General features: G+C 67.6%; 24 protein-coding genes. 11 read left to right on the forward strand and 13 right to left on the reverse strand.

The features are described from left to right. Window positions 1-290: 290 nt before the first annotated feature. Window positions 291-821 (reverse strand): retropepsin-like aspartic protease family protein, encoded by a 531-nt coding sequence (locus LZD57_RS12510; protein ID WP_233719813.1) that lies wholly within the window; start codon window positions 819-821, stop codon window positions 291-293. A 114-nt stretch (window positions 822-935) separates the two neighbouring features. Beyond that, entirely contained in the window at window positions 936-1,463 is a 528-nt protein-coding gene (locus LZD57_RS12515) for a winged helix DNA-binding protein (protein ID WP_233719814.1), read from the reverse strand. A 133-nt stretch (window positions 1,464-1,596) separates the two neighbouring features. On the opposite strand from LZD57_RS12515, the gene LZD57_RS12520 reads away from it, so the two are divergent. The 6 genes from LZD57_RS12520 (at window position 1,597) to LZD57_RS12545 (ending at window position 11,115) form a co-directional block, all read left to right on the forward strand. After that, window positions 1,597-5,412 (forward strand): hydantoinase B/oxoprolinase family protein, encoded by a 3,816-nt coding sequence (locus LZD57_RS12520; RefSeq protein ID WP_233719815.1) that lies wholly within the window; start codon window positions 1,597-1,599, stop codon window positions 5,410-5,412. 241 nt (window positions 5,413-5,653) lie between these two features. Beyond that, window positions 5,654-6,424 (forward strand): hypothetical protein, encoded by a 771-nt coding sequence (locus LZD57_RS12525; protein ID WP_233719816.1) that lies wholly within the window; start codon window positions 5,654-5,656, stop codon window positions 6,422-6,424. 88 nt (window positions 6,425-6,512) lie between these two features. Further along, a complete protein-coding gene (locus LZD57_RS12530; RefSeq protein ID WP_233719817.1) occupies window positions 6,513-7,625 on the forward strand; it encodes an App1 family protein in 1,113 nt (370 codons plus the stop codon). Window positions 7,626-7,774: 149 nt separating this feature from the next. Then, window positions 7,775-8,554 carry a succinate dehydrogenase iron-sulfur subunit gene (locus tag LZD57_RS12535; RefSeq protein WP_233719818.1) on the forward strand — a complete coding sequence of 260 codons (780 nt, stop codon included), beginning with the start codon at window positions 7,775-7,777 and terminating at the stop codon, window positions 8,552-8,554. Between the two features lie 285 nt (window positions 8,555-8,839). After that, window positions 8,840-10,657, forward strand: a complete 1,818-nt coding sequence (locus tag LZD57_RS12540) for a vWA domain-containing protein (protein ID WP_233719819.1) — start codon at window positions 8,840-8,842, stop codon at window positions 10,655-10,657. Window positions 10,658-10,788: 131 nt separating this feature from the next. Next, a complete protein-coding gene (locus LZD57_RS12545; protein ID WP_233719820.1) occupies window positions 10,789-11,115 on the forward strand; it encodes an SPOR domain-containing protein in 327 nt (108 codons plus the stop codon). 187 nt (window positions 11,116-11,302) lie between these two features. Here the strand turns inward: LZD57_RS12545 and LZD57_RS12550 are convergent, their stop codons facing one another. Then, window positions 11,303-11,914 (reverse strand): FMN-dependent NADH-azoreductase, encoded by a 612-nt coding sequence (locus tag LZD57_RS12550; RefSeq protein WP_233719821.1) that lies wholly within the window; start codon window positions 11,912-11,914, stop codon window positions 11,303-11,305. An 85-nt stretch (window positions 11,915-11,999) separates the two neighbouring features. Between LZD57_RS12550 and LZD57_RS12555 the strand changes: the two genes are divergently transcribed. Then, a complete protein-coding gene (locus LZD57_RS12555) occupies window positions 12,000-12,389 on the forward strand; it encodes a winged helix-turn-helix transcriptional regulator (protein ID WP_255699916.1) in 390 nt (129 codons plus the stop codon). Between the two features lie 98 nt (window positions 12,390-12,487). After that, the gene (locus LZD57_RS12560; RefSeq protein ID WP_233719822.1) at window positions 12,488-12,973 is read left to right on the forward strand and encodes an Lrp/AsnC family transcriptional regulator; all 486 of its coding nucleotides are present in this window, start codon (window positions 12,488-12,490) and stop codon (window positions 12,971-12,973) included. 33 nt (window positions 12,974-13,006) lie between these two features. Here LZD57_RS12560 and LZD57_RS12565 read toward each other — a convergent pair whose 3' ends face one another. From LZD57_RS12565 to LZD57_RS12590, 6 genes are all read right to left on the reverse strand, one after another. Next, on the reverse strand, window positions 13,007-13,261 hold the full coding sequence (locus LZD57_RS12565) for a Fic family protein (RefSeq protein WP_233719823.1): 255 nt from the start codon (window positions 13,259-13,261) through the stop codon (window positions 13,007-13,009). 378 nt (window positions 13,262-13,639) lie between these two features. Continuing rightward, window positions 13,640-13,849 carry a hypothetical protein gene (locus LZD57_RS12570; protein WP_233719824.1) on the reverse strand — a complete coding sequence of 70 codons (210 nt, stop codon included), beginning with the start codon at window positions 13,847-13,849 and terminating at the stop codon, window positions 13,640-13,642. A gap of 150 nt (window positions 13,850-13,999) precedes the next feature. Continuing rightward, on the reverse strand, window positions 14,000-14,872 hold the full coding sequence (locus LZD57_RS12575) for an NAD(P)-dependent oxidoreductase (protein WP_233719825.1): 873 nt from the start codon (window positions 14,870-14,872) through the stop codon (window positions 14,000-14,002). Window positions 14,873-15,006: 134 nt separating this feature from the next. Next, complete coding sequence (locus LZD57_RS12580) at window positions 15,007-17,265, reverse strand: methyl-accepting chemotaxis protein (RefSeq protein WP_233719826.1); 2,259 nt, start codon at window positions 17,263-17,265, stop codon at window positions 15,007-15,009. A 156-nt stretch (window positions 17,266-17,421) separates the two neighbouring features. Then, a complete protein-coding gene (locus LZD57_RS12585) occupies window positions 17,422-18,234 on the reverse strand; it encodes an ABC transporter permease (RefSeq protein ID WP_420844800.1) in 813 nt (270 codons plus the stop codon). Continuing rightward, on the reverse strand, window positions 18,231-18,938 hold the full coding sequence (locus tag LZD57_RS12590) for an ABC transporter permease (protein ID WP_233719827.1): 708 nt from the start codon (window positions 18,936-18,938) through the stop codon (window positions 18,231-18,233). Before LZD57_RS12590 ends, LZD57_RS12585 begins: the two co-directional genes overlap by 4 nt. A 122-nt stretch (window positions 18,939-19,060) precedes the next feature. Between LZD57_RS12590 and LZD57_RS12595 the strand changes: the two genes are divergently transcribed. Further along, window positions 19,061-20,023: an MBL fold metallo-hydrolase gene (locus LZD57_RS12595; RefSeq protein ID WP_233719828.1), complete on the forward strand. Its 963-nt coding sequence runs from the start codon at window positions 19,061-19,063 to the stop codon at window positions 20,021-20,023. A 188-nt stretch (window positions 20,024-20,211) separates the two neighbouring features. Here LZD57_RS12595 and LZD57_RS12600 read toward each other — a convergent pair whose 3' ends face one another. The 3 genes from LZD57_RS12600 to LZD57_RS12610 all read right to left on the reverse strand — a co-directional run bounded on the left by LZD57_RS12600 (window position 20,212) and on the right by LZD57_RS12610 (window position 23,057). Next, window positions 20,212-21,003, reverse strand: coding sequence for an ABC transporter substrate-binding protein (locus LZD57_RS12600; RefSeq protein ID WP_233719829.1), 792 nt, complete (start codon window positions 21,001-21,003; stop codon window positions 20,212-20,214). 177 nt (window positions 21,004-21,180) lie between these two features. Next, window positions 21,181-21,831 carry a molybdenum cofactor guanylyltransferase gene (gene mobA, locus LZD57_RS12605; protein WP_233719830.1) on the reverse strand — a complete coding sequence of 217 codons (651 nt, stop codon included), beginning with the start codon at window positions 21,829-21,831 and terminating at the stop codon, window positions 21,181-21,183. Window positions 21,832-21,842: 11 nt separating this feature from the next. Further along, window positions 21,843-23,057: a multidrug effflux MFS transporter gene (locus LZD57_RS12610; protein WP_233719831.1), complete on the reverse strand. Its 1,215-nt coding sequence runs from the start codon at window positions 23,055-23,057 to the stop codon at window positions 21,843-21,845. A 323-nt stretch (window positions 23,058-23,380) separates the two neighbouring features. On the opposite strand from LZD57_RS12610, the gene LZD57_RS12615 reads away from it, so the two are divergent. Together LZD57_RS12615 and LZD57_RS12620 are read left to right on the forward strand one after the other, a co-directional pair. Continuing rightward, window positions 23,381-23,926 carry a hypothetical protein gene (locus LZD57_RS12615; RefSeq protein WP_233719832.1) on the forward strand — a complete coding sequence of 182 codons (546 nt, stop codon included), beginning with the start codon at window positions 23,381-23,383 and terminating at the stop codon, window positions 23,924-23,926. A gap of 82 nt (window positions 23,927-24,008) precedes the next feature. After that, on the forward strand, window positions 24,009-24,551 hold the full coding sequence (locus LZD57_RS12620) for a hypothetical protein (protein ID WP_233719833.1): 543 nt from the start codon (window positions 24,009-24,011) through the stop codon (window positions 24,549-24,551). Window positions 24,552-24,610: 59 nt separating this feature from the next. Here the strand turns inward: LZD57_RS12620 and LZD57_RS12625 are convergent, their stop codons facing one another. Further along, entirely contained in the window at window positions 24,611-25,087 is a 477-nt protein-coding gene (locus tag LZD57_RS12625; RefSeq protein WP_233719834.1) for a hypothetical protein, read from the reverse strand. Between the last annotated feature and the right edge of the window lies 1 nt (window position 25,088).

Genomic DNA, 25,088 nt, shown 5'->3' on the forward strand with positions numbered 1-25,088 from the left:
AGGGCTTGGCGAAAGATCGAAACACAGCCGTGGCGCATCATGTCCATCGGCCTGCGAGAGTGGGCGCATGGGTTCTGATCAATGAGAGTTGGTATGACGCAGGCGCTGAGCGAAAGGCTCGGTTCGGTGGAAGAGGTGGCGCTGGCAAAGCCCGGCTCGGAAAAGCCGCCGCATTACTGACGGCCGTCCGGCCGCTTCGGACGGCAAGCCCCGCGTGAAGGGCCGGGGCAGATCGTCTTCGGCCGCATGGCGGCAGGGCCTCGCCCCGACGAGCGCGGGGCGAATGCCGTTCAATTCCTCAGGGTGAGCCGGCCGTCTTCGACGGAATAGCCTTTCAGGCGCGTCAGGAAGCTCATGCCGAGCAGTGCCTTGGGAAGGGCGGCACCGCGGACCACCATCGCATCGACGTCCTGCACCGAGACGGTCCCGATACTGACGAGGTCGATCCGCGCCCAAGCCGCCATGGTGACGCCGTTCGCCGTCTGCACGGGATGGCGGAAGTCGCCGGCGGCCGGCGTGACGCCGAGGCGGCGCGCCGTCGCCTCGTCGAGCGAGAGCCTGCTCGCCCCGGTATCGAAGATGACGGGAATGGAACGACCGTTCATCATGGCATCGGTCGTGAAGTGCCCGCCCCAGTCGGCCGCGATCCGCGTCTCGCGCGGCATGCCGGGCGCCGGCGCGGCCGCCTCGACGACGTCGGGGCCGCGGTCGAGCGCTTCCGGCCGGCCGGACGACATCTTCGCCTCGTAGCGCTCGAAGAGCGAGGGGGCCGCCAGGGCGACGATCGAGGCCGTCACGAGAACGATCAGATGATTGTGCATTTCGCCGTCATCCGCCTCGCGTCCCCGAAAAAGCCGGTCGCAGGATGACCCGCCAAGGGTTTCGACGGGGTAAAGGGGACGGCGCCGAATCGCCCCTTCGCGGCGCCGCGTCGCTCAGAGGCTCGCGGCCGTTCGTGCCGCCTGGTCGTAATGGCCGGACAGAAGCCGCAGGAGACGGGCGATCTCCGACATGCGCTCGGCCGAGAGGCCGAGTTCGGAAATGCCCTCGACGAGGATCTTCTCGCGCAGTTCGCGATAGCGCCGGCAGGCCCGCTCGCCGGCCGCGGTGATGGCGATCAACCGCTCCTTTCCGGCCTTTTCCCGCGAGACGAGGCCCTTCTGCTCGAGTTTGCGCACGGCATAGGTGACGAGGTGGGTGTCCTCGATGCCGAGGACGAGACAGACGTCGGCGAGCCGCTTCGGCTTGCCGCGATGGGTGACCGAGTGGAGGACCGTGATCTCCGTCGCGGTCAGTCCGGGTTCGCCCGCCGCCGTCATGCAGCGCACCATCCAGCGCTCGAAGGCGTGGCCGGAGAGGATCATGCCGAACTCGACTTCCGACAGGGCCGGCGCGCCGCCGTCGGCGAGATGCGCAGAGGAGACGATCGGGCCGATCTGTTCGGATGTCTTGCCTGTGCTCATCGGCGGCCTCCTGAAAGATACGGCCCACGGCCGAAATCGGCGCGTTTGCCTGGGATCAAATACGATGATAACATACCGATAAATTATCGACAAATATCTGGACGACAATCCAGCCAGCGAAAAGGTGCCCGTCATGCCGGCAGAGACCCATCCGAACGCCGACTCTGCTGCCGCCCGCGACGGACGCTGGGACTTCTTCATCGATCGCGGCGGCACCTTCACCGACGTCATCGGCAAGGCGCCGGACGGCTCGCTGCATCCGAAAAAGCTCCTGTCGGAGAATCCCGGCGTCTACGACGACGCGGCGCTGGAGGGCATCCGCCAGTCGCTGGGGGTGGAGACCGGAGGCGCCATCCCCTCCGGCCGTATCGGCACGGTGCGGATGGGAACGACGGTTGCGACCAATGCGCTCCTGGAGCGCAAGGGCGACAAGACGCTGCTCCTGATCACCCGCGGCTTCCGCGACGCGTTGAAGATCGCCTATCAGGCGCGGCCGGACATCTTCGCCAAGGAGATCGTCCTGCCCGAACAACTCTACGCGGACGTCGCCGAGGTGTCGGAGAGGGTGCTCGCCGACGGCACGGTGGAGGTCCCGCTCGACGAGGCGGCGACGGCGGAGGCGCTGAAGGCGGCGAAGGCCGCGGGCATCGACGCGGTCGCCATCGTCTTCATGCATTCCTGGCACTATCCCGAGCACGAAGCCCGAGCCAAGCGACTCGCCGAAGCAGCCGGCTTTTCGCAGATCTCGGTCAGCCACGAGGTCTCGCCGCTGGTCAAGCTCGTCGGCCGCGGCGACACGACGGTGGTCGACGCCTATCTGACGCCGATCCTCAGGCGCTACGTCGACAAGGTCGCGTCGGCGCTCGGCGCCGAGACCGGGGACAAGGACGCGCCGTCGCTGCAGTTCATGATGTCGTCCGGCGGGCTGACGGCGGCCGAGATGTTCCAGGGCAAGGACGCGATCCTCTCCGGCCCGGCGGGCGGCGTCGTCGGCATGGCCGAGACGGCGAAGGCGGCGGGTTTCGCCGAGGTCATCGGCTTCGACATGGGCGGCACCTCCACCGACGTGACGCATTATGCCGGCGCCTACGAACGGGCGCTGGATTCGGAAGTCGCGGGGGTCCGCATCCGCGCGCCGATGCTGCGCATCCATACGGTGGCGGCGGGCGGCGGCTCGATCCTCGCCGTCGATCAAGGGCGTTTCCAGGTCGGCCCGGCGTCGGCCGGCGCCAATCCCGGCCCCGCCGCCTATGGCAGGGGCGGGCCGCTGACCGTCACCGACGCCAACGTCATGCTCGGCAAATTGAAACCGAAGCTCTTTCCGGCGGTGTTCGGGCCGGACCAGGACCAGCCGCTCGACGTTCAGGTGGTGCGCGACAAATTCGCCGAACTCACCGGAAGGCTCGGCGACGGCCGCTCGGCGGAAGAGGTCGCCGAAGGGTTCCTGACCATCGCCGTCGAGAACATGGCCAATGCCATCAAGAAGATCTCGGTGCAGCGCGGCTACGACGTCTCGAAATATCTCCTCAACTCCTTCGGCGGCGCCGGCGGCCAGCATGCCTGCCTCGTCGCCGACGCGCTGTCGATGGAAAGCGTGCTGATCCATCCGATGTCGGGGCTGCTGTCGGCCTATGGCATCGGCCTGTCCTCGCTGTTCTCCAGCCGAAGCCAGGCGCTCGTCGCCGGCCTGTCGGATGAGGCGAAGGGCGAGATCGAGGCGCTGGCCGGGCGGCTCTCCCGCGAGACCGCCGGCGAGGTGGAGGCGCAAGGGGTGGCGCCGGGCGAGCACGTCACGGAGGTGCTGCTGCAACTGCGCTACGACGGCACCGACACGACCCTGCCGGTCGTCTATGACGGCTCGCTGGAGACGGCGCGCGAAGGCTTCGAGGCGGCGCACAAGGCGCAGTTCGGCTTCGTCTATCCGGGCCGGGCGATCACCGTCGAGACGGTGTCGGTCGAGACCGCGGAGAAGCCGAAGGAGACGGCGGCCGGCGCCACGGGCGCGGCCCCCTCGTCCGGCGGCGAGGCGGCCGACACCGGCCGCTTCTTCACCGGCGGCGAGAGCCGCGAGGCGGCGATCATCCGGCGCGAGCATTTCGGCCCCGGCGCCAGCGTCAGGGGCCCGGCGCTGATCGTCGAGCCGAACCAGACCATCGTCGTCGAGCCCGGCTGGGCGGCCGAGACGACGGCGGAGAACGACGTCCTTCTGCGGCGCGTCGAGAAGAAGCCGCGGCTCGCCGCGCTCGGCACCGGCACGGCCGGCGGCAAGGGCGCCGACCCGGTACTGCTCGAAGTCTTCAACAACCTCTTCATGTCGATCGCCGAGCAGATGGGCGTGACGCTGCAGAACACCGCCTCCTCGGTCAACATCAAGGAGAGGTTGGACTTTTCCTGCGCGGTCTTCGATCACACCGGCGCGCTCGTCGCCAACGCACCGCACATGCCGGTGCATCTCGGCTCGATGGACCGCTCGGTGGAGGCGATCATCGCCCGGAACGAGGGGCGGATCCGGCCGGGCGACGTGTTTGCATTGAACGCGCCGTACAATGGCGGCACGCATCTGCCGGACATCACGGTGGTGACGCCGGTGTTCGAGGAGGGTGCCGACCTCGGCACCCCACCTCCCCCACGTGGGGAGGTCGCCGCGAAGCGGCGGGTGGGGGGAGCCGCGCCCGACGAGACCCCCACCCCGGACCTGCGGTCCGACCCTCCCCACGAGGGGGAGGGTGGAGCACCCCGCATCCTCTTCTACGTCGCGTCCCGCGGCCATCATGCCGACGTCGGCGGCATCGCGCCGGGATCGATGACGCCGCGGGCGACGAAGGTCGACGAGGAGGGCGTCCTGATCGACAATCTGAAGCTCGTCGACCGGGGCACCTTTCAGGAGGACGAGCTGCGCCGCGTTCTCGGCGATCACCCCTATCCGGCCCGCAATCCGGACCAGAACGTCGCCGACCTGAAGGCGCAGATCGCCGCCAACGAGAAGGGCGTCGCCGAGCTGCGCCGGATGGTGGAGAATTTCGGCCTCGAAACCGTCCAGGCCTATATGAACTTCGTCCAGGACAACGCCGCCGAGGCGGTGCGCGAGCTGATCGCCACCCTCGACGACTGTTCCTGCGACTATCCGACCGACAGCGGCCAGGTGATCAGGGTGAAGATCACCGTCGACAAAAAGAGCCGCGAGGCGACGGTCGACTTCACCGGCACCTCGCCGTCGATGGAAAACAACTTCAACGCCCCCGAGCCGGTCACCCGGGCGGCGGTGCTCTACGTCTTCCGGGTGATGGTGGAAAAGCCGATCCCGATGAATGCCGGCTGCCTGCGGCCGGTGAAGATCGTCGTGCCGGAGGGGTCGATGCTGAAGCCGCGCTATCCGGCGGCCGTCGTCGCCGGCAACGTCGAGACCTCCCAGCACGTCACCAACGCGCTGTTCGCCGCCTTCGAGGCCCTGGCGAATTCCGAAGGGACGATGAACAACCTGACCTTCGGCGACGAGCGCTACCAGTATTACGAGACGATCTGCTCGGGCTCGCCGGCCGGCCGGATGAACGACGGGACGAGCTTCGCCGGAACGTCCGGCGTCCACGTCCACATGACCAATTCCCGGCTCACCGATCCGGAGATCCTCGAGATGCGCTATCCGGTCGTGCTCGAGGACTTCCACATCCGCGAGGGTTCGGGCGGCGCCGGCGAGAAGCGCGGCGGCGACGGCACGAAGCGGACGATCCGGTTTCTCCGGCAGATGGACTGCGCCATCCTCTCCTCCCACCGCACCCGGCCGCCCAAGGGGATCTGCGGCGGCGCGTCCGGCGAGATGGGCCGCACCGAGGTGCGACGGCTGGACGGTTCGCTGGAGGAACTCGCCGGCTGCGACCAGACGGTGCTCGCCGCCGGCGAGGCGGTGATCGTCACGACCCCGACGCCGGGCGGCTACGGCGCTCCCTCGTAAGGCGCGCGGGCTCGCGCCCGTCAGCACAGGGTCGGGAAAGCGCGGAGGCGCTTGCAAGGCCTCTGCCGGGCGCGGCGGTCCTTCGCCGCCGTGGTCCCGGCGGAGGGCGACCCGTCGCCGTTGCGGATGATCCCGCGACGACGCGCCCCTTCGCCGTGGAGAGACAATGCGCTAGGTCTCCGTCCTCGGGCACCACATGGCGAGGCCTTGCGCTTCGTCAGGCCTATGGGAGAGTTTCGTGATGCAAATTGTTGTTCGGGCAGCATTTCTGGCAGCGACGGCGCTGGCGGTCTCGCTATCGCCGGCGGCCGCCCAGTCGGACGGCTCGACGAAGAACGGCGAGGCCGCGGGCCAGACGTCGGGCGAGGCTTCGGGCCAGGCCGACGGGCAGAACCTCGTCCTGCCGCCGGATGCCGCGCCGACGCCGATGAATCCCGCCGAGACCGAAACGCCGCAGAAGCCGGCCGCGGCAGGCGGCGACGCGAGCGACGCGACGGAGAGCGGCGCACCACTCGGCGCGGCGCCGCCGGAGGCGACCTCCGGCGGGGACGCGGCCGGAAGTTCCGGCGCCGCAGCGCCCGAAAACGGCGCCGCGAACGATCAGGCGAACCCGCCGAAGGGTGCCGACGGCCAGCCGCGCAACGCCGTCGGCGACGAGTTCCAGCTGCCGCATCTCACCGACGAGAACCAGGTGAAGATGATCGCCGAACTCTGCGGCATCCAGATCCGCGACGCGTCGCCGGAGACCTGCACCTGCCTCGGCGAACAGGCGGTCCAGCAGTTGACCCCGCCGCAGCGCGACTATCTCATCGCCACCGTCGTCGCGCCTCCGACCGCCGACAAGCTGGTGAAGCGCGGCACGGTCTCCAAGGACGATCAGATGACGATCATCACCTTCCTCAATGCGACCTCCGACGCCTGCAAGACCGGCACCTACGTCGCGCCGGATGCCGGCGGCGCAGCGCCGTCGACCGCGCCGGACGCCGGCCAGAGCGGCGGTGCGGCCAACTGATGGGGGCCGGACGCGACCGTTTCGCCTCCAGCCTCGACGCCACCGCCGACAGCGCCCGCTGCCGGCGGGAACCGGGCGAGACGGCCGTATGCTGAGACGCAGTCTCCACCGCGCCGAGGAGTTCTGGGACGGTGCGCGGCTGTCGTTCAAGCGCCGCACCGGGCTCCTCGGCACGCCCATGCTGGTGCCCTATCGCGGCATGGCGACGCCGGACGGCCTGTGGATCAGGGGCCGGGTGCTGGAGGACCAGGGCGTGACGACCGCCCCGCACTCGGAATCGACGCTGAGGAACATCTGGCTGACGCTGAAGCGATACGAGACCGACGAGATCGCCGGCGCTCGGGTCGCCTGGCGCGCCTGCGGTGAGGCGGGCGAACTCGTCACCGACGCGGAGGGCTATTTCGACGCCGTCCTGCCGGTGCGGGCGGAGGCCGGCACGGCGCCGTGGTTTTCGGTCGAACTCGAGCTTCTCTCGGCGCCGGTCCACGAGGTGGCGCCGCTTTCGGCCGAAGCCAACGTCCGCACCCTCGCGCCGGCGGCGCGGTTCGGCGTCATCTCCGACATCGACGACACCATCGTGAAGACCGGCGCGACCAACTTCGTCAAGCACTGGCGGACGGTCGTCGCCAATTCGGCGAAGAGCCGGACGGCCTTTCCCGGCGTGTCGCATCTCTACCGGGCTCTGGCGAAGGGCGAGGCCGGGCCCGAGACGAACCCGGTCTTCTACGTCTCGTCGAGCCCCTGGAACCTCTACGACCTGTTCCAGAGCTTCCTCGCTCTGCACGAGATCCCGCTCGGGCCGATGCTCTTGAAGGATTTCGGCCTCGACGGGGACAAGTGGCTGACCGGCGGGCACGACGACCACAAGCTGAAGATGATCGACAAGATCATGAACGCCTATCCGCATCTTTCCTTCGTCCTGATTGGCGATTCGGGCCAGCGGGACGCGGCGATCTATGCCGAGGCGGCCCGGCGCCACGAAGGCCGGATCATGGCGGTCCACATCCGCGACGTCACCGACGGCGAGCTCGCCCGCGAGGCCGGCGAGGCGATCGCCGCGCTGAAGGCCATGGACATCCCCGTGACCCACGCCGAAACGCTGTTCGAGGCCGCCGAAAGCGCGGCAGGCCTCGGGCTGATCGACGCCGGCGACGTCGCCTCCGTCCGCGCGGCGATCGCGGCGCGCGAGCGCGAAGCCTGACGACGTTGCCGCATCGGGCCCGATGCGGCGATTTTGCCCGAACCCTTTCAACCGATTAGAAGCCGGACCGAGGTTAGAACGGCACTTCCGTTTTGCACCGCAACCACTATGGTGCGAACGATTCCAAACAGGCACCGGATGGAAAGACGATGGTCGAACTCGCGCTTCCGAAAAACTCACGGATCACCAAGGGCAAGGTCTGGGACAGGCCGGAAGGCGCCAAGGACGTTCGCGAATTCAAGATCTATCGCTGGTCTCCCGACGACGGCGAGAACCCGCGCATGGACACCTTCTACGTCGATACCTCCGACTGCGGGCCGATGGTGCTCGACGCGCTGCTGTGGATCAAGAACAAGGTCGATTCGACCCTGACGCTGCGCCGCTCCTGCCGGGAAGGCATCTGCGGCTCCTGCGCCATGAACATCGACGGCGCCAACACCCTGGCCTGCACCAAGGGCATGGACGAGATCGACGGCGCGGTCGCCATCTACCCGCTGCCGCACATGCCGGTGATCAAGGATCTGGTGCCGGACCTGACGGTTCCCTACGCCCAGCTCCGCTCGATCGAGCCCTGGCTGAAGACCGAATCGCCCGAGCCCGAGAAGGAATGGCGCCAGAGCCACGCCGACCGGGAGAAGCTCGACGGCCTCTACGAATGCATCCTGTGCTTCTGCTGCCAGACCTCCTGCCCCTCCTATTGGTGGAACGGCGAGCGCTATCTCGGCCCGGCGGTGCTGCTGCAGGCCTATCGCTGGCTGATCGATTCGCGCGACGAGGCGACGGGCGATCGGCTCGACGGGCTGGAAGATCCGTTCAAGCTCTACCGCTGCCACACGATCATGAACTGCACGCAGACCTGCCCGAAGGGCCTGAATCCGGCCAAGGCGATCGCCGAGATCAAGAAGATGATGGTCGAACGCCGGGTCTGATCCCGGCAAACAGACGCAGGCCGAGCACCCGGGCGAGCCGTTCGTCCGGGCAGGCGGGCCGACGCGTCGCTGGCGGACGCGGGGCGTCCGGTGCGCCGCCCGCTTCCGGCGCGTGGCCGCCGTCATCAAGACTTCGACATCGCCCGCCGAGGCTCGCCGTCGCGGCGACGGCCGGCTCGGCCTCTATATTGACGTAGCGGCATTTTCTGCGAATAGTCCGCGCCGGGGCATTTCCAGAAGCCGGCATTTCGCGTCGCCGGCCGACGGATCCGCGCGGATTCCGACATGCCCTCTTCCGTTCCGATCGCCCGCGCCCTTGCCGTCGCCGCGACATGCCTGGCGGCGACGCTCTTCGCCCTGCCCCCGGCAGTCGCGGCGGAACCCATGCCTGCCGAGGGCCGCAACGTGATGGTCGTCTTCGACGGCTCCGGCTCCATGTGGGGCCGGGTCGACGGGCGGGCGAAGATCGAGATCGCCCGCGAGACGCTGTCCTCCGTCCTGTCCGAGGCGAGCGGACCGATGAGCCTCGGCATGATCGCCTATGGCCACCGCAGCAAGGGCCGCTGCGACGACATCGAGACCATGGTGGAACCGGGGCCCGCCGAGCGGACGCTGCGGGCGATCGTCGCCTCGGCGAAGGGCATCGTGCCGAAGGGCAAGACGCCGCTGACCGACGCCGTGAGGCAGGCGGCCGAAGCGCTGAAATATACCGAGAACGAGGCGACCGTCGTTCTCGTGACCGACGGGATCGAGACCTGCCGGGCCGACCCATGCGCGCTCGCCGCCGAGCTCGAGCGGAACGGCATCGACTTCACCGCCCACGTCGTCGGCTTCGGCCTGTCGGAGGAAGAGGGGCGGCAGGTCGCTTGCCTCGCGGACCGGACCGGCGGGCGATATTTTTCCGCCGGCAATGCCGGCCAGCTCGGCGACGCCCTGCGCCAGACCATCGCGCCGAAGGCCGACATGGCCGCGCTCACGCCGCCGCCCGCACCGGCCGCCGCCGCCGACGCCCCCCGCAACGTCCGCTTCGTCATCCGCGACAGCGACGGCCGCTTCGTCCTCAACGCGCGCGAGCTGAAGGTCGCGGCCGAGCCCGAGGACCCCTCGGACGTCGTGACGAAGCTTCAACTCGGCTTTTCGCGCGAGGAATCCGGCACGGCGACGATGACGCCCGGCGTCTATCGCCTCGCCATCACCCGCAAATCCGGCGGCGGGGCCTGGGCGAGCGCCGAGACGGTGACCGTCACGCCGGGACCGGACGTCGAGACGATCGAACTTGCGCCGGCGGCGACGCTCGTCGTGCGAAGCTTCGTCAGCGCGGGCGAGCCGCTGGAGCCGGGACAGACCGTCGCGAGCGCCGTCGCGGGCTCGGCCGGCGCCGACTACGACGTGTTCCGGATCGACGACGGCCGGCTGTCGGAAAAGCCCGTCGCCACCGGCTACAAGGGGTTCGAGGAGGCCCTGCCGCCCGGCACCTACATGATCCGCGGCAATTTCGCCCGCACGATCACCCGGGAAAAGCTGGTGCGGCTGGAGCGAGGCGAGACGCGGGTGATGGACTTCGATTTCGGCCTTGCCCGCCTTCATGTCGCCGCCAGCGATGCCGCGGGCGTCTCGGTGACGCGCCAGACGAGCTATCTCTACGACGCCGCTGAGGGCAAGCACTTCGTTTCGGGCGGCGGCGGGCTCGACCGGAACGGCGAGCGCAAGCCCTTCTTCCTAACGCCCGGTCTCTGGCGGATCAATGCCGGCCAGGAGGGCGGAGGCAAGAAGCGCAGCGAGAGGATCGTCCGGATCGAGGCGCCCGGCCGGGACGTGTCGGTCGAGGTCGGCGAGGGCGAAAAGCCCGATCCGGCCGCGCTTGCCGCCATGGCGGACCGCGCCCGCCCGAATTGCCTCGCCTTCCGGGGCGTCCACCACAAGGAGGGCTGCGTCGTCGAAGCGGTCGATCCGGCCGCGGCGACGGTGGCGACCGCCGGCCCCGCGCCTCTGGCGCCCGGGCTCGAACCGGGACCCGAAGCCGGACCCGGAGCGCTGGCAGCCGATGCCGCCTCGCGCCCGGTGGCGATCGATCCGCCGGACGGGGAAACGGCGACGGAGTGACGCCGCGCCGGCCGGACGATGCCCGGCGGCGGCAGGTCGATCCGGTCCGGGGCATGCCACGTCGACGGCGTGGCCCTCAGATCCCCGGACCGCAACGGAAAATCCAATCTCACCAAAGGGAAGGAACGCGGATGTCACGGTCATTGATTTCGGTTTGTGTCGCGCTGGCTCTGCTGCCGGCGTCGGCTTCGCTCGCCCACGCCTCCGGCTGCGGCTGGTACGCCATCGGCGGCGCCTTCAAGAGCCGCAATTCGGCCTACAATCAGGCGGGCAATCTCGATGCGTCGGTCTACGATCTCGACGACTCGAACAGTCCGAATGCCGGCAAGGGCTTCTACGTCGTCGCTCTGGGACCGGTGCGCCGGAGCGAGGCGAACGAATATCGCCGCGAGTTCCGGCAGAACGGCGTCGGCAGCGCCTATGTGAAGAAGATGTGCTTCTACGGCTCGCCGCTGTAGGACGAGAAGAACCGCATCGGCTTTTCGTTCCGGGACGCGATCTCGCCCGCGCCCCTGCGCTCCGCCGACGATCGCGCTCACGTCGACGGGTGGACGCGCCGGCGGCCGCGGCCTTTGTTCGGCCTCGTGCAGAACGACGGCGCCACCCGCCTCGAGGGGGCGCCGTTCGCCGCTTCGCCGCGACCGGTCAGGCGGCCGCGAGGCCCCCGATCGTCGCCAGCGCCTCGTTGGTCGCCTTCTCCCGCTGCGCCGGCCCGATGTTGATGCCTTCGGCCGCGATCACTTCGACGTCCTCGATGCCGAAAAAGCCGAAGATGATGCGCAGATAGCTCTCGGCATGCTCGAAGGAGGCGATCGGCGTACCCGCACCATAGAAGCCGCCGCGGGAAATCGTCAGGATGACCCGCTTGTCCCCGGCGAGGCCCTCGGGACCGTTCTCCGTATAGCGGAAGGTCTTGCCTCTGGCCGCGATGCGGTCGACCCAGGCCTTCAACTGGCTCGGGATCGAGAAGTTGTAGAAACCGACGCCGATCACCACGATATCGGCGGCGAGAAATTCGTCGAGGGCCGCTCCGCCCCGCGTCAGGTCGTCCCGCAGGGCCTGATCGCCCGGCGGATCCTGGTCCGGCCCGGCGAGGTGGTGGGCCGTCAGATGAAAGATCGGCTCGGCGACGAGGTCGCGATAGGTGACTTCGAGCCCGGGAATTTCGCTCCGCAGGCGCTCGACCGTCGCCCTGGACAGGGTGCGGCTGACGGAATTTTCGCCGAGAATGCTCGAATCGACGTGAAGCAGTTTCATCGCGGTGACCTCTGAAATCATGGTATGGTTTTGTGACTGAGGCTGATTAAATGACTGCTATGCTGCAGTGCAAGGAGGCACAGGTTTGAAACCCGCGAACAAAGCCGTAACCGTCGATCACGCCCGGTTTCCGCGCAGTTGCCAGGCCGCGAGCGGGGTGCTTTCGCGCATCGGCGACAAATGGTCGGTTCTGGTGGTGATGCTGCTCGCCGGCGGGCCGAAGCGGTTCAGCGAGCTGAAGCGGGCGATCGGCTCGATCTCGCAGCGCATGCTGACGCTGACGCTGCGGGGGCTGGAGCGGGACGGGCTCGTCACCCGGACGGTGACGCCGACGATCCCGCCGCGGGTGGACTACGAGCTCACCGATCTCGGCCATTCGCTGTGCGGGCCGGTCCGGGGCATCGGCGACTGGGCGTTCGAGAACCACATGCGGATCGAGGAAGCCAGGCGCGAATACGATGCGCGGCAGGCATAGGCGATGAAGACGCAGAGCCTCGGAACGGTACGGGCAGCCTACCGCTCTTGCGACATCTGCTGTATCCCCTTGCCTTTGTGCTGAGACTGCGGGGATCCATGGACCGGCTCGACAAGAAGATCCTGCGGCTACTGCAGGAGGACGCAACGCTCGCCGTCGCCGACGTCGCCAAGCGCGTCGGCCTGTCGACGACGCCCTGCTGGCGGCGCATCCAGCGGCTGGAAGAAGAGGGCGTCATCATGCGGCGCGTCGCCCTGCTCGATCCGGAAAAGGTCAATGCGCGGGTCACCGTCTTCGTGGCGATCCGCACCAATTCGCACTCGACCGAATGGCTGAAGCGGTTTTCCGAGGTGATCGGCGAGTTTCCCGAGGTGATCGAGTTCTACCGGATGAGCGGCGACGTCGACTATCTGCTGCGCGTCGTCGTGCCGGACATCGCCGCCTACGACGCCTTCTACAAGAAGATGATCGAGAAGATCGAGATCCGCGACGTCTCCTCCTCCTTCGCCATGGAGCAGATCAAATATACGACCCAGATGCCGCTCGACTACATGGTGCTCGACAAGGAGCCGCGGGGGGAGTAACGGGTCTAATCCGACGTGGTCGCACAGTTTTCACTATCGATCATAGAGTTGCTCTTTCAGCAGCTTTTGGAGATACATGGCCAACTCTGAAACGTCAAAGTCGCCATTTTCCCAAGCTGCGTCAGCTTTTCGGAGAGCGGCATAGTATGGCTTGCGATCATTCCGTATTCGCTCCGGAACGGTCTGCTTACCAGGAAGCATGTCTCCAAAACGAACGCACATCAGATAGTAGCATGCGGCTCGTGCGGTCCTGCCGTTACCTTCGACAAATGGATGTATCCAATTCAACCGTCACAGTGCGTAAGCGGGTAGAAGTGTCGGAGGGCCGTCGACATGCCAATTCTCATGGATGAACGAAAAAACCGATCCATTAGCGCTGGAACTTCACGGAAATGAGGTGGCCGATGAGAGCCGACGTATATTGGCTCCTCTCTGTAACGACCTCCCATCTGAGCAATATTTGAGACCGCTACGTGATTTAATTCCCAAAGCGTATATTTATCAAACGCTTCGGGGCCTTTCCTCACGCCGATCTCTACGCAGTTCGCCAAAAGATCGTATTGACGGAGAAGGTTCTGTTCCGAAATTCGTGCAAATAAAGCTGGATCGTCCTTTTCTCTTACCGCCATATCAAAAAGGCCCGGAACAACCGGGCCTCCCTCCTTTTCACACTTCGACTAGCCGTATCCGCTTTGACGCTGCCCTGACAGAGTCCTTCGTAATCAGATCGGAATCCGGGGCATTTCCAAAAGCGAAGCTGACCCGTTGTTCGTGTAATTGCTCGTCAGTTACACGTGTTTCCTTCGCTACTCTCAGGAGTTCAGTGAGATCTTCGTCAATCTCCACCGGTCCGAGAAAAGGCTTGCGGGCCGCCATGAATCACCTCCTAAGTTCCATCAGCACGATAATCTGCGTATCGAATCTGACAAGCGCTGGTTGGCGACACGAGCTATGTCTGCAGCGCGACAGATCCACGAACGTTGCGTTTCACCCGTCACGGTTACCCCCTCCGGGCTTATGTAATGCTCAGTTCCGGTTCAGCAGCGCCAAGAGGCTCGACGTGTCCCAGCGCTTGCCGCCGATCGCCTCGACCTCGGCGTAGAACTGGTCGACCAGCGCGGTGACGGGCAGCCGGGCGCCGTTGCGCTTGGCCTCAGCGAGGCAGATGCCGAGATCCTTGCGCATCCATTCGACGGCGAAGCCGTGGTCGTAATGGCCCTCGTTCATCGTCTTGTGGCGGTTTTCCATCTGCCAGGAGCCGGCGGCGCCCTTGGAGATCACGGAGACGACCTTCTCGATGTCGAGCCCGGCCTTCTGGCCGAAGGCGATCGATTCCGCCAGGCCCTGGACGAGGCCGGCGATGCAGATCTGGTTCATCATCTTGGTAAGCTGGCCGGAGCCGGCCGGCCCCATCAGCCCGACCATCTTGGCGTAGCATTCGATCACCGGCTTCGCTGCCGCGAAGTCGGCCTCCGCGCCGCCGCACATCACCGTCAGCGCGCCGTTTTCCGCGCCCGCCTGGCCGCCCGAGACCGGCGCGTCGACGAATTTGAAGCCCTTTTCGGAGGCGGCTTCCGCCAGTTCGCGGGCGAGTTCCGCCGAGGCGGTGGTGTTGTCGACCAGCGTCGCGCCCCGTTCCATGCCGGCGAAGATGCCGTCGTCGCCATAGACGACGGAGCGCACGTCGTCGTCGTTGCCGACGCACATGAAGACGAATTCACGACCCGCGGCGGCTTCGCGCGGCGAGGACGCGGCGGCGCCGCCATACTCGCCGGCCCATTTCTCGGCCTTTGCGCCCGTGCGGTTCCAGACGGTGACGTCGTGGCCGCCCTTCGTCTTCAGATGGCCGGCCATGGGATAGCCCATCACGCCCAGTCCGATGAATGCGACTTTCGCCATCTGTCCGTCTCCCCGTCGGCTTCGTCATGTCGGCTCTGGTCTTGCGAACTAGACCGGGGGTTGCCGGGGTCAATCGGGCCGAGAGCACGAAGACCGCCGGCGGGGGAAAGGCCGGCGGGAGCCGGGTCTTCGCGTCAGGCCGCCCGGGCGAAGGGCGCAGCCGTCTCGGCCGGCAGGGCGAAGGTTTCGACCAGCCCGCTGAGCCGGTCGCCTTCCCCGGCGAGCGACTGGATGGCATTTGTGGTCTGCTCGACCATCGCGGCGTTCTGCTGCGTCACCTGATCGAGCTCACCCATCGCGGCGCTGATCTCGCCGAGGCGCCGCGCCTGATCGCGGGAGGTCTCGGCGATTCCTTCGAGGGCCGCATTGACGGTCTGGATGTTGCCCTCGATCGCGTTCAGCGACTGGCCCGTGCGCCGGACGAGCGAGACGCCGCCCTCGACCTCGCTGGTCGAGCGCTGGATCAGCTTGCCGATCTCGGCCGCGGCATTGGCCGAGCGCTGGGCGAGTTCGCGCACTTCCTGGGCGACGACCGCAAAGCCCTTGCCGGCCTCGCCCGCACGGGCCGCCTCGACCCCGGCGTTGAGCGCCAGGAGATTGGTCTGGAAGGCGATCTCGTCGATCACCCCGATGATGGTCTCGATCTCCTTCGACGAGGCCTCGATCCGCTCCATGGCGGCGATCGCCTGGCTGACCACCTGGGAGGAGCGCCCGGCATCGGCGACAGTGCGTTCGGTGGTCTTCACCGCGTCGTCGCAGCGGGCCAGCGAGCCGCGCAGCGAATCGTTGGTCTCGGCGAGCGAAGCGACCGTCTCCTCGAGGGTCGCCGCCTGACGCTCGGTCCGGCGGGACAACTCTTCCGAGGATTCCTGCAGCTCGAAGGATTCCTGGCGCACGTGCGTCGCCGCCTGGCTGATCGACAGGATGGTCGCCGAAAGCTGCTCCAGCGAGCGGTTGTAGTCGTGCCTGAGGCTTTCCAGCGCATCGGGGAAGCGCGTCGTGATCCGCGTGTCGAGCCGGCCCGCCGCCAGCGCCTTCATGCCGTTGGCGAGGATCCGCACGGTGTGTTCGAGTTCCTGCGCGCTCCTTTCGCGCTCGGCGCTGGTCTGCTCGCGCTCTTCTGCCAACTGATGGTCCTTGGCGAGGGTGGCGGCTTCGATCTCGTCCTTCTCGATGGCGTTGCGCTTGAAGGAGTCGAGCGCCCGGCTCATCGCGCCGATCTCGTCCTTGCGGCCCAGCGTGTCGATGGCGATGGTCTTGTCGCCGTCGGTCAGCCGGTTCATCAGGCCGGCGAGATCGGCGAGCGGACGCGTCAGGCGGGCGGAGACGAGGAAGCCGACGAGCGCCATGGCGAGCACGATGGCAAGGGTCGTTGCCAGGGCGTAGTACGCGAGATCGTCGGCGGAGGCGAGCATCGTCTCCTCGTCCTCGCCGATGGCGAGCAGCATGGTTTCCCCCAGAACGTCGAGAGGCTGCCAGACGTAGAATTCGCCATGGCCCGCGACCTCGGCGAAGGCCGCGCCGGGTCGCGCCTCGCGCGCCGCGTCCTGCAACGTCTCGGGCAGGCCGGCCGAACCCGTGGTGCTGCGGCCGGCTTCCATCCGGCCCTCGGGCGAGAGCAGCATCGCCTCGTCGATACCCACCATGCCGGCCATGCCGCTGGCCGGGGTGATCACCTGATCGAGGCGGGTCGAGGCGATGCGCACGACGACGGTGCCGCGGCGCTCGGTCTTGCCCCAGTTGCTGAAGCTCAGGGCGCGCGCGAGGAAGGCCGAGCGGCCGTCGGACGCGGCCGGATAGTCGGTCAGGCCCGTCGTCACCACCGCTTCCGGCCCGGCTGCCTCGGACCTTGCGACGATGTCGGCGAGCGTCTTGTCCGCCATCTGGGTGACGTTCTGCAGAAGTTCGGGGCCCTTGGTGACGCTGAAGGACACGATGCCGTCCGGGGCGACGACGTAGATGTCGGCAAGCTGCGCACTTTGCAGGGCGTTGACGAAGGATGCGTGGAACTTGCCGTATTTCATCGCATAGAGCAGCCGGGAATTCTTGCCGTCGTCGACGATGCGCTCATCGAGGGACTTGTTCGGATCCTGGAAGTACCCGGCGATCGCCGGCCCTTCCGCCGTCAGGATGCTCGCCAGCCCGTCCATGGTTTCGCCCAGCGTATTGTTCTGGGCGATCTCGCCGAGGGCCTCTTCGGCCCGGCGCAGATAGGCCGAAAGGGCGTCGGCCCGCACGCTGGCGACCATGGCGAGCCGTGCCTGGCTCGCCTCGATCAGGCCGTCCCGGCCGATCCGGTAGCTGAGGGCCCCCACGACCGTGCCGGCCACGAAGGTCGCACCGACGACGAGGAGGGCGAATTTCGCCTTGATCGAAAGAGAACCGAGCCGCATCTGATTTTCTCATGGAGGATGATCGTTTCCAACGATACTTTCCAGAGTCTCTTTCGAATTGATGAATCCACAACGTCTCGTTACGCAAAAATGTCGCAGGGGGCCCTCGGCGTCCAGGCGAAGCGGGCGACGATCGTCGCGGCGGCGGGGCCCGCCTCAGCGCTTCAGATGCACCGTCAGCCGGCGTTCGGCCCAGTTGGTCGCGTGGCGCAACGCCTCGACGAGGGCGAGGTAGAGAAGCGCCGCCCAGACGTAGGTCTGGAAGTCGTAGGTGCGCGAATAGGCCTGCCGGGTCTCGCCGAAGAGATCGTAGACGGTGATGATCGCGACGATGGCCGAGGCCTTGATCATCAGGATGATCTCGTTGGCATAGGGCCGCAACGCGACGATCAGCGCCTGGGGCATGACGATCTTGAAGAAGATCACGGTGCGGGGAAGGCCGAGCGAGCGGCCGCCCTCCCACTGGCCCTTCGGCACGCTCTCGATCGCGCCCCGCAGGATCTCCGCCTGATAGGCGGCGGTGTTGAGCGCGAGGGAGAGCAGGCCGCAATACCAGGCCTCGCGGAAGAACCACCACATCCCGATCGCCTCGAAGAAGCCGTGGAACTGGCCGAATCCGTAATAGACGAGGAAGATCTGGGCGATCAGCGGCGTGCCGCGGAAGAAATAGACGAAGGCGAAGGCGAGCCCCCCGGCGACCGGATTGTTCGCCATGCGCCCGAGCGCCACGGGCAGCGAGACGAGGGCGCCGAGGACGAAGGAGACGGCGACGAGGGAGACCGTCACCCACAGGCCCGAGAGATACGACCAGCCGAAGCGCGCGATCAGCGTCGTGTCGAAGGCCGTGGCGAAGTAGATCACGAAGGCGACGGCGACCGCGATCCACACGCCGATGGCGATCATGCCGGCGATCTTCGGCTTCTGCGGCGTCGGCGCCGGAGCGGCGAGGGAAGGGGCGTTGCCGCTCATTTCGCCACCTCGCCGCGTTTGGTCCAGCGGTCGATGCCGCCGATCGCGATGGAGGAAAGGATCGTCAGGACGAGATAGAGGACGATCGCCGTGCCGAAGAACAGGAACGGTTCGCGCGACACCCGCGCGGCGATCTGCGCCTGGCGCAGGATGTCGGCGAGGCCGATCACCGAGACGAGGGCCGTGTCCTTCAGAAGGTTCATCCACAGATTGCCGAGGCCGGGCAGCGCGATCTTGATCAGCTGCGGCAGGATGACCAGCATCATCACCTTGGTCCGGCCGAGGCCGAGGGCGAGGCCTCCCTCGCGCTGGCCGTGGGGGATGGCCCGGAAGGCGGAGAGGAAGACTTCACTGGCGAAGGCCGAGAAGACGACGCCGAGCGCCACCATGCCTGAGACGAAGCTCGACAGCGCGAGATCCGGCAGGCCCGTCGCCTGGGACAGGGATTTCAGCGCGGCATTGACGCCGAAATAGACGAGAAACAGCGTCAGGAGCTCGGGCAGACCGCGAAAGATCGTGGTGAAGATGTCGGCCGACAGCTTGAGCAGCCAGTCGTCCGACTGCTTGGCGAGCGACAGGAAAAAGCCGAGGCAAAGTCCGATCGGCAACGTCGCGAGAGACAAGGTGACGGTGACGACGACGCCTCTGGCGAGATCGTCGCCCCAGCCGGTCGGTCCGAAGCCGAGGAGCGTCAGTGCATCCATGATCTCATCCGGTTTGCCGCAGGTCTCGGCGTCGTCGCGCCGGAGCGGACATAGCGTTCATTCGCCGCGAGCGCCGAGCGCGATACGTACCGGCGAGGACGCAACGTAATGGGAGAACGCTCATGCCGATATCTCGTCGCCAATTCGCCGTCGGGGCGGCGCTCGCGCCGGTCGCGCTGCGCTTTGCAACCCTGCCGGCCTCCGCGAAGGTTCCGACGCCGACCTCGCAGGTGCTTCCGGTTCAGCAGATCAAGCTGGGCGATGCCGTCGTCACCGCCGTTTCGGACGGCTATCTCGATCTCGATCCCTCGCTTTTGTCCAATATCGAGATGGAGGAGGCCCGGGCCATCCTGCAGGGGGCGTTTCAGGGCGAGCCGCCGGTGACCACGGGCGTCAACGCCTATGTCGTTCACCTGCCGGAGCAGACCGTGCTCGTCGACACCGGCGGGGCTGGCGCCTTTCCGGAAATGGGCAAGCTGCAGGAGCGGCTCAGGGCGGCGGAGATTCCGCCGGAAGACATCGACGTCGTGCTTCTGACGCATCTGCACCCGGACCATGTGGGCGGGCTGGTGCTCGACGGACGCCTCGCCTTTCCGAACGCCACCGTCCATCTCCATCAGGCCGAATACGACTTCTGGACCTCGACGGAAAACCGGGATGCGGCGCCGGATTCGGCCAAGGGCTTCTTCGACGCGGCCCGCCAGGCGATGGAAGTGGCCGGCGACAAGGTCGAGACCTTCACCGGCAACGCGGAACTCCTCCCCGGCATCACCCCCCGCGAGCTTCCCGGCCATACGCCGGGCCATACGGGCTACATGGTCGGCGCGGGAGAGGACGGGCTTCTGATCTGGGGCGACATCGTCCATGCCGGTCCGATCCAGTTCCGCCATCCGGAGGTGACCATCGCATTCGACGTCGACCCGAAGCAGGCTGCGGAAACGCGCAAGGCGCTGTTCCGGGACGTCGCCGAAAAGCGCACCCGCGTCGCCGGCATGCACATCGCCTTCCCGAGCGTCGGCCATGTGGTCAGCGAGGGCGAAGGCTATCGCTTCGTTTCCTCTGACTGGCAGTATTCGCTGGATTGATGGCTCGCGGGCCCGACGCCGCCCGCCGGCCAAGGCAGTCGGTCGAGAGGAAGCACCGCCGGTAACGTTTCGATCTCCCCCGCAAGGGGGGAGATCAGGCCACTCGCATATGCCTAGCCGCGCCACATGCCGCGCCGGTCGCCGGAGCGATCGGTGCGGGACATTCGACGCCGCGGCGTCCGTGAGGCTCATTCGCCGTAGACGTCGAAGTCGAAATACTTGTCCTGGATTTCCTTGTAGGTTCCGTTTTCACGGATCGCGGCGATCGCGTCGTTGAACATGCCCTTCAGCTTGTCGTCGCCCTTTCTCAATCCGACGCCGACGCCTTTGCCGTAGATCGCCGGGTCGGCCGGCAAGGTGCCGAGGATCTTGCAGCAGGCGCCCGCGTCGCTCTTCACCCATTCGTCGAGCACGACGACGTCGTCCATCACGGCGTCGAGACGACCGCTCTCGATGTCGAGCTTGTACTCCTCGGCAGTGGGATACTGGCGGATGTCGGCGTCCGGGAACAGCGCGGCCGCGGCCCTCGCATGGGTGGTCGAGACCTGCGCGCCGATCGCCTTGCCGGAGAGCGCCTCGCCGGTCGCCTCGGTGATTTCCGAATCCTTCGGCACGGCGATCGCCGGCGGCGTGTTGTAATATTTGTCGGTGAAGGCGATCTGTTCCTCGCGCTCCGGCGTGATCGACATCGAGGCGATGAGCGCGTCGAAATTGCCGTTCTGCAGCGCCGGGATCATGCCGTCCCAGTCCTGCGTCACGAAGGTGCACTCCACCTTCATCTGTTCGCAGAGCGCCTTGGCGATGTCGACGTCGAAGCCCTTGAGTTCGCCCGAGGCGTCGAGGAAATTGAAGGGCGGATAGGCGCCCTCCGTGCCGATCACGACCTTCGACCAGTCCTTGTCGGCATCCTGAGCGGCGGCGGCTCCGGCGAGAAGCGCCGAGAGCGCGGCCGCGAGAGCGAGGGAGTGGGCAAGACGCATGGAAAACCTCTTCGTCGTCAGAAACGTCTGTCTTCGTTGGCCCGAACCGGTGCGGTGACAATGCCGCGCGATTGAGCATGCTCGGTGGGAAGGCATGCTGGCTTTTTCGAAAGCCGAAAGCAACTCCCGCTTGATCGACGAGGGCCGCGCGAGCGTCGTCGGCGGCCCTTCGATCGCTCAATCGTCCGCCTCCCCGGCGAGGAATGCCTCGGCACGGGCGAGATCGGCGGGCGTGTTGACGTTGAAGAACGGATCCCCGTCGGGCGCGTCGGGGACGGGCTCGATCACCGCCTCGCGGTGGCCGATCGCGCCGAGAAAGGCGCGAATCGCCAGCGGCCGGCCGTCGTCGAGCCAGCGGCCGAGATCGGCGAGGACCGCCAGCGGCCAGAGACTGGCCGCCGGCTGAGGCCGGCCGGCGAAGCGCGCGATCACCGGCCGGTCGCCGGCGGCAGATTGCAGAGCCGGGACGAGATCGTGCGGCAGGAACGGCGTGTCGCCGGGCGCGACGAGGAGTTGCTGCGGCCCCTCTTCGGCGGACTGGCCCTGACCCATCTCGGCCAGCGTCCATAGCCCCGCCTCGATCCCCGCCAAGGGGCCGAGGAGCCCGGGTCGGCGGTCCGGCGCGAGCGCGAGGCCGAAACGCTCGTAGCCTTTTCCGAGAGGCGCTGCGAGGATGAGCGGCTCGACCTTTGCCGACACGCTGTCGATCACATGGGAGATCAGCGGCCGGCCGGCGAGGTCGATCAGCGGCTTGGGCGTGTCGCCGCCCATGCGGCTGCCTCGGCCGCCGGCGAGAATGAGACCCGCAGGGTTTCGCGATTCCGCCACGGGCGCCCTCGTCAAGCCTCGCGGACCCGAGGCGCCGTCATGGCGACGAGCAGCGAGCCGAGGCCGAAGGCCGCCATCAGCGCGAACAGTCCGACCGGCCCGCCGTAGCGGGTGGCGACCAGCGAGGCGGCGAAGGAGGCGAGCGCCCCGGTGCCGATCTGCAGCGCGCCCAGCATGCCCGCCGCCGCGCCCGCGGCGTGGGGGACGACGCTGACGCCTCCGGCCGTCGAGGTGGGCGTCGCCAGCCCGTTGCCGATGCCGACGAGGAACATCGGCGCGAACACCGTCGCCGGCGTCAGCCAGCCGACGACGATGAAAGCCAGGGAGAGAAGCGCCGCCGACATCGAGATCGTGCTGCCCGCCACCATCAGCGTCTTGATGCCGAGACGCTCGGACAGTTGGGCCGTCATGAAGTTGCCGAGGATGTAGCCGGCGGCGCAGAGCCCGAACCAGAGGCCGTATTCGGCCGGCGTCATCTGCAGGATGTTCACCGCGACGAAGGGAGCCCCACCGAGAAAGGCGAAGAACACCGCCGAGATCAGCGCCGAGACGAGCGCGTAGCTCCAGAACGAGCCGGCGGCGAACAGCGCGCCGTAGTTCTTGAACTGGTCGCGCATCGGCTTGCCGCGCTCGGCATTGGTCTCCGAGAGGTCGGCCACCAGGAGCCCGATCGTGACGAGACCGATCGCGCCGAGCAGCCAGAACACCCAGCGCCAGCCGAAGGCCGTGTCGATCGACCCGCCGATCAGCGGCCCGATCATCGGCGCGACGGCAAGGCCCATGGTGACGTAGCCGATCATCGCCGCGGCACGCTCGCGCTCGAACACGTCGCGCACGATCGCCCGCGACAGCGCGATGCCCGTGGCGCTCGCCGCCTGGACCACGCGGCCGGCCAGAAACAGCCAGACCTCCTCGGCGGCGAGGCACATCCCGGTGCCGGCGATGAACAGCACCATGCCGCCGATGATCACCGGGCGGCGGCCGTAGCGATCGGAGAGCGGCCCGGCGACGAGCTGGATGAGCGCGGTGGCGGCGAGATAGAGCGACAGGCCGAGCCCGACGATCGCCTCGTCCGCCAGAAGATCGCGGGCGATCGAGGCCATCGACGGAATGAAGATGTTGATGGCGAGCGGCGACAGGGCCGAAGCGACGATCAGCGTCACCAGCATCGGCCGACGCGTCGCCGATGTCGCGCCGGGTGAGTGCGTGTCGTGATGAGCTGCCATGTCGGGGATCGTCACGCCTGTCTGTAGGGGGCTGCGGCGACGGGGCGTCGCCGGTTCGATCGCAGCGGAAGATGGCCCTTCGCGACCGCCTGGCAAGGGTGGAAGCCGGCGGCGCCACCGGGGTTCGCTTCCGGCAAAGGCAGCGCGTTGCCGCTCTCTGCAGGCTCCCGGCCGTCATAGACCGAGGATCGCGGCGAGGCCGACACGATCGCGCGGGAATCCGACGGAAATCGTCGATTCGTTAAAATCCTTCCTCGCGCAAAAAGAGAAACTCAGTCGATGCTTCGCACAGTTCCTGCTTCGGCGCGGCTGGAGAAGGGCAGATGGGATTCGATTTTTCGGCGGTCACCGCCCTTCTCGGCGGATATTCCGCCCCTCGCAGGAATCCGCTCGATCCGGACGAGGGCCGGCACGGCCGCCGCCGGGACCATCGGACCCGCGGCGGCACCGCCGGTCCGCCGGATGCGGCCGGCGACGGTCCGACGAGTGGGGAAGGCTTCGCCGCCGTGCGGCTCGACGGTCCGCCGGTGACGGGCGGCGCCCCCGGCGCCGTATCCGGCATCGGCCGGGCGCTCGACGCGCTGATGTCCGCCGAAGAGACGCGGCGGCGCAAGACGAACGAGGCACAAGGCCCCGCCACGCCTCTGTCTGCGGCGCTCAAGGCGTCGCTGCCGGATCGCAAGGCGCTGCCTCCGCCGCCGGCACCGGAGGAGCGACCGCCGCTCTCGGCGCGACAGAGCGAGCGGAACTGGGACGAAATCCGGGATTTCATCGAGGCGCTGGGGCGCGCCGAGCGCGCGCCGGAGCCGGACTCCGGATTGGCAAGACCCGACTCGGTGCGGCCCTGGAGGCCGGAGAAGGCATCATAGGAAGGCGCGACACGGCAGGGACGACGCCGGGGCGAACTCGCAGAGGACGCGGGACCCTCCGGAAGGCAGGGAGGACGAACGGGTGAGCTTCGATCTATCGGCGATCTTGCGGTTTCTGGCACGCGCCATCATGAAACTCGTCGAGGAGCGGCTGGCGAAAACCGCCGTTCCCGCGCCCCCGTCCCCGCCCACCGTCCCGACGGTGGAGGCGAGGGTGGCGACGCCCACCGACCGGGTGCTGGCCGCGGTCGTCGATCTGAAGCTCGGCCCGCGCGCGCCGCACCCCGCTCAACACGACGTCGCCGAGGCCGCGGCGGCGCTCGCCCCGAGAAGTCTCACGGCGGAGGCCGCACCCCGCAACGCGCCGGCGCCACTTCACGCCTCACCGGATTCCGGGCGCGACCGCATTCGCGAGGCCGCGCTGGAAACCCAAGCGGACTGGCGCAGCCGGCGCATCCTCAGGACACTCGCCGAGCCGAGCGGGCCGACGGGGCCGGCGGGGACGACCGCAGGGCAATCGAACGTCGCGCCTGGCGCCGCACCGGCAGCCGATACGGCACTGTCGCAGGCCCAGGCGAACCTGCGCGTCGCGCTCAAGGCCTATCGGGCGCTCGAAATCGCCTGAGCCTTCCCTTCGGGCATGCGGGCGACGATGCCGGTGGTTCGAACGGCGAGGCCAGCGGCTCAGCTTCCGGCCCGGCCTTTCAGCGTCATCGTCACCGGGCCGACCAGCTTGTCGTAAGTGGCACGCTCGTCCTTCGGATAGCGGATCGCCACCGAATGGATGAGATTGCCGCGGAAGATGTAGCGCTCGTAGAAGATCTTGCCGTCGCGATAGCCCGAGACCACGGCCCAACTCCGCCCCGAGGCGTCGTATGTGACGTCGTCGGTCCGGCCGCGGGCACGGATGACGGATTTCGGCGTCTCGCCGCCGGCGTTCTCGCGCGCATAGATGAAGATCTGCGCCCCGTCGGGCGAAGCCCAGGCGAGGCCGTCGCCTTCGACGGGGGCCGGCAGCTTCTGAGGGAACGCCTCGGAGGGAAAGCTTGCTTTCGTGCCGAAACGCTCGTTCTCGTAGGTCACCTGGCCGGCCAGGGCCGGGCCGCACAGGACCGCTGCGGCAAGGCCGGCTGCCGCCAGTGAATACCGTGATTTCGCCATG

The sequence above is a fragment of the Jiella avicenniae genome, assembly GCF_021390325.1.
GTDB lineage: Bacteria > Pseudomonadota > Alphaproteobacteria > Rhizobiales > Rhizobiaceae > Jiella > Jiella avicenniae.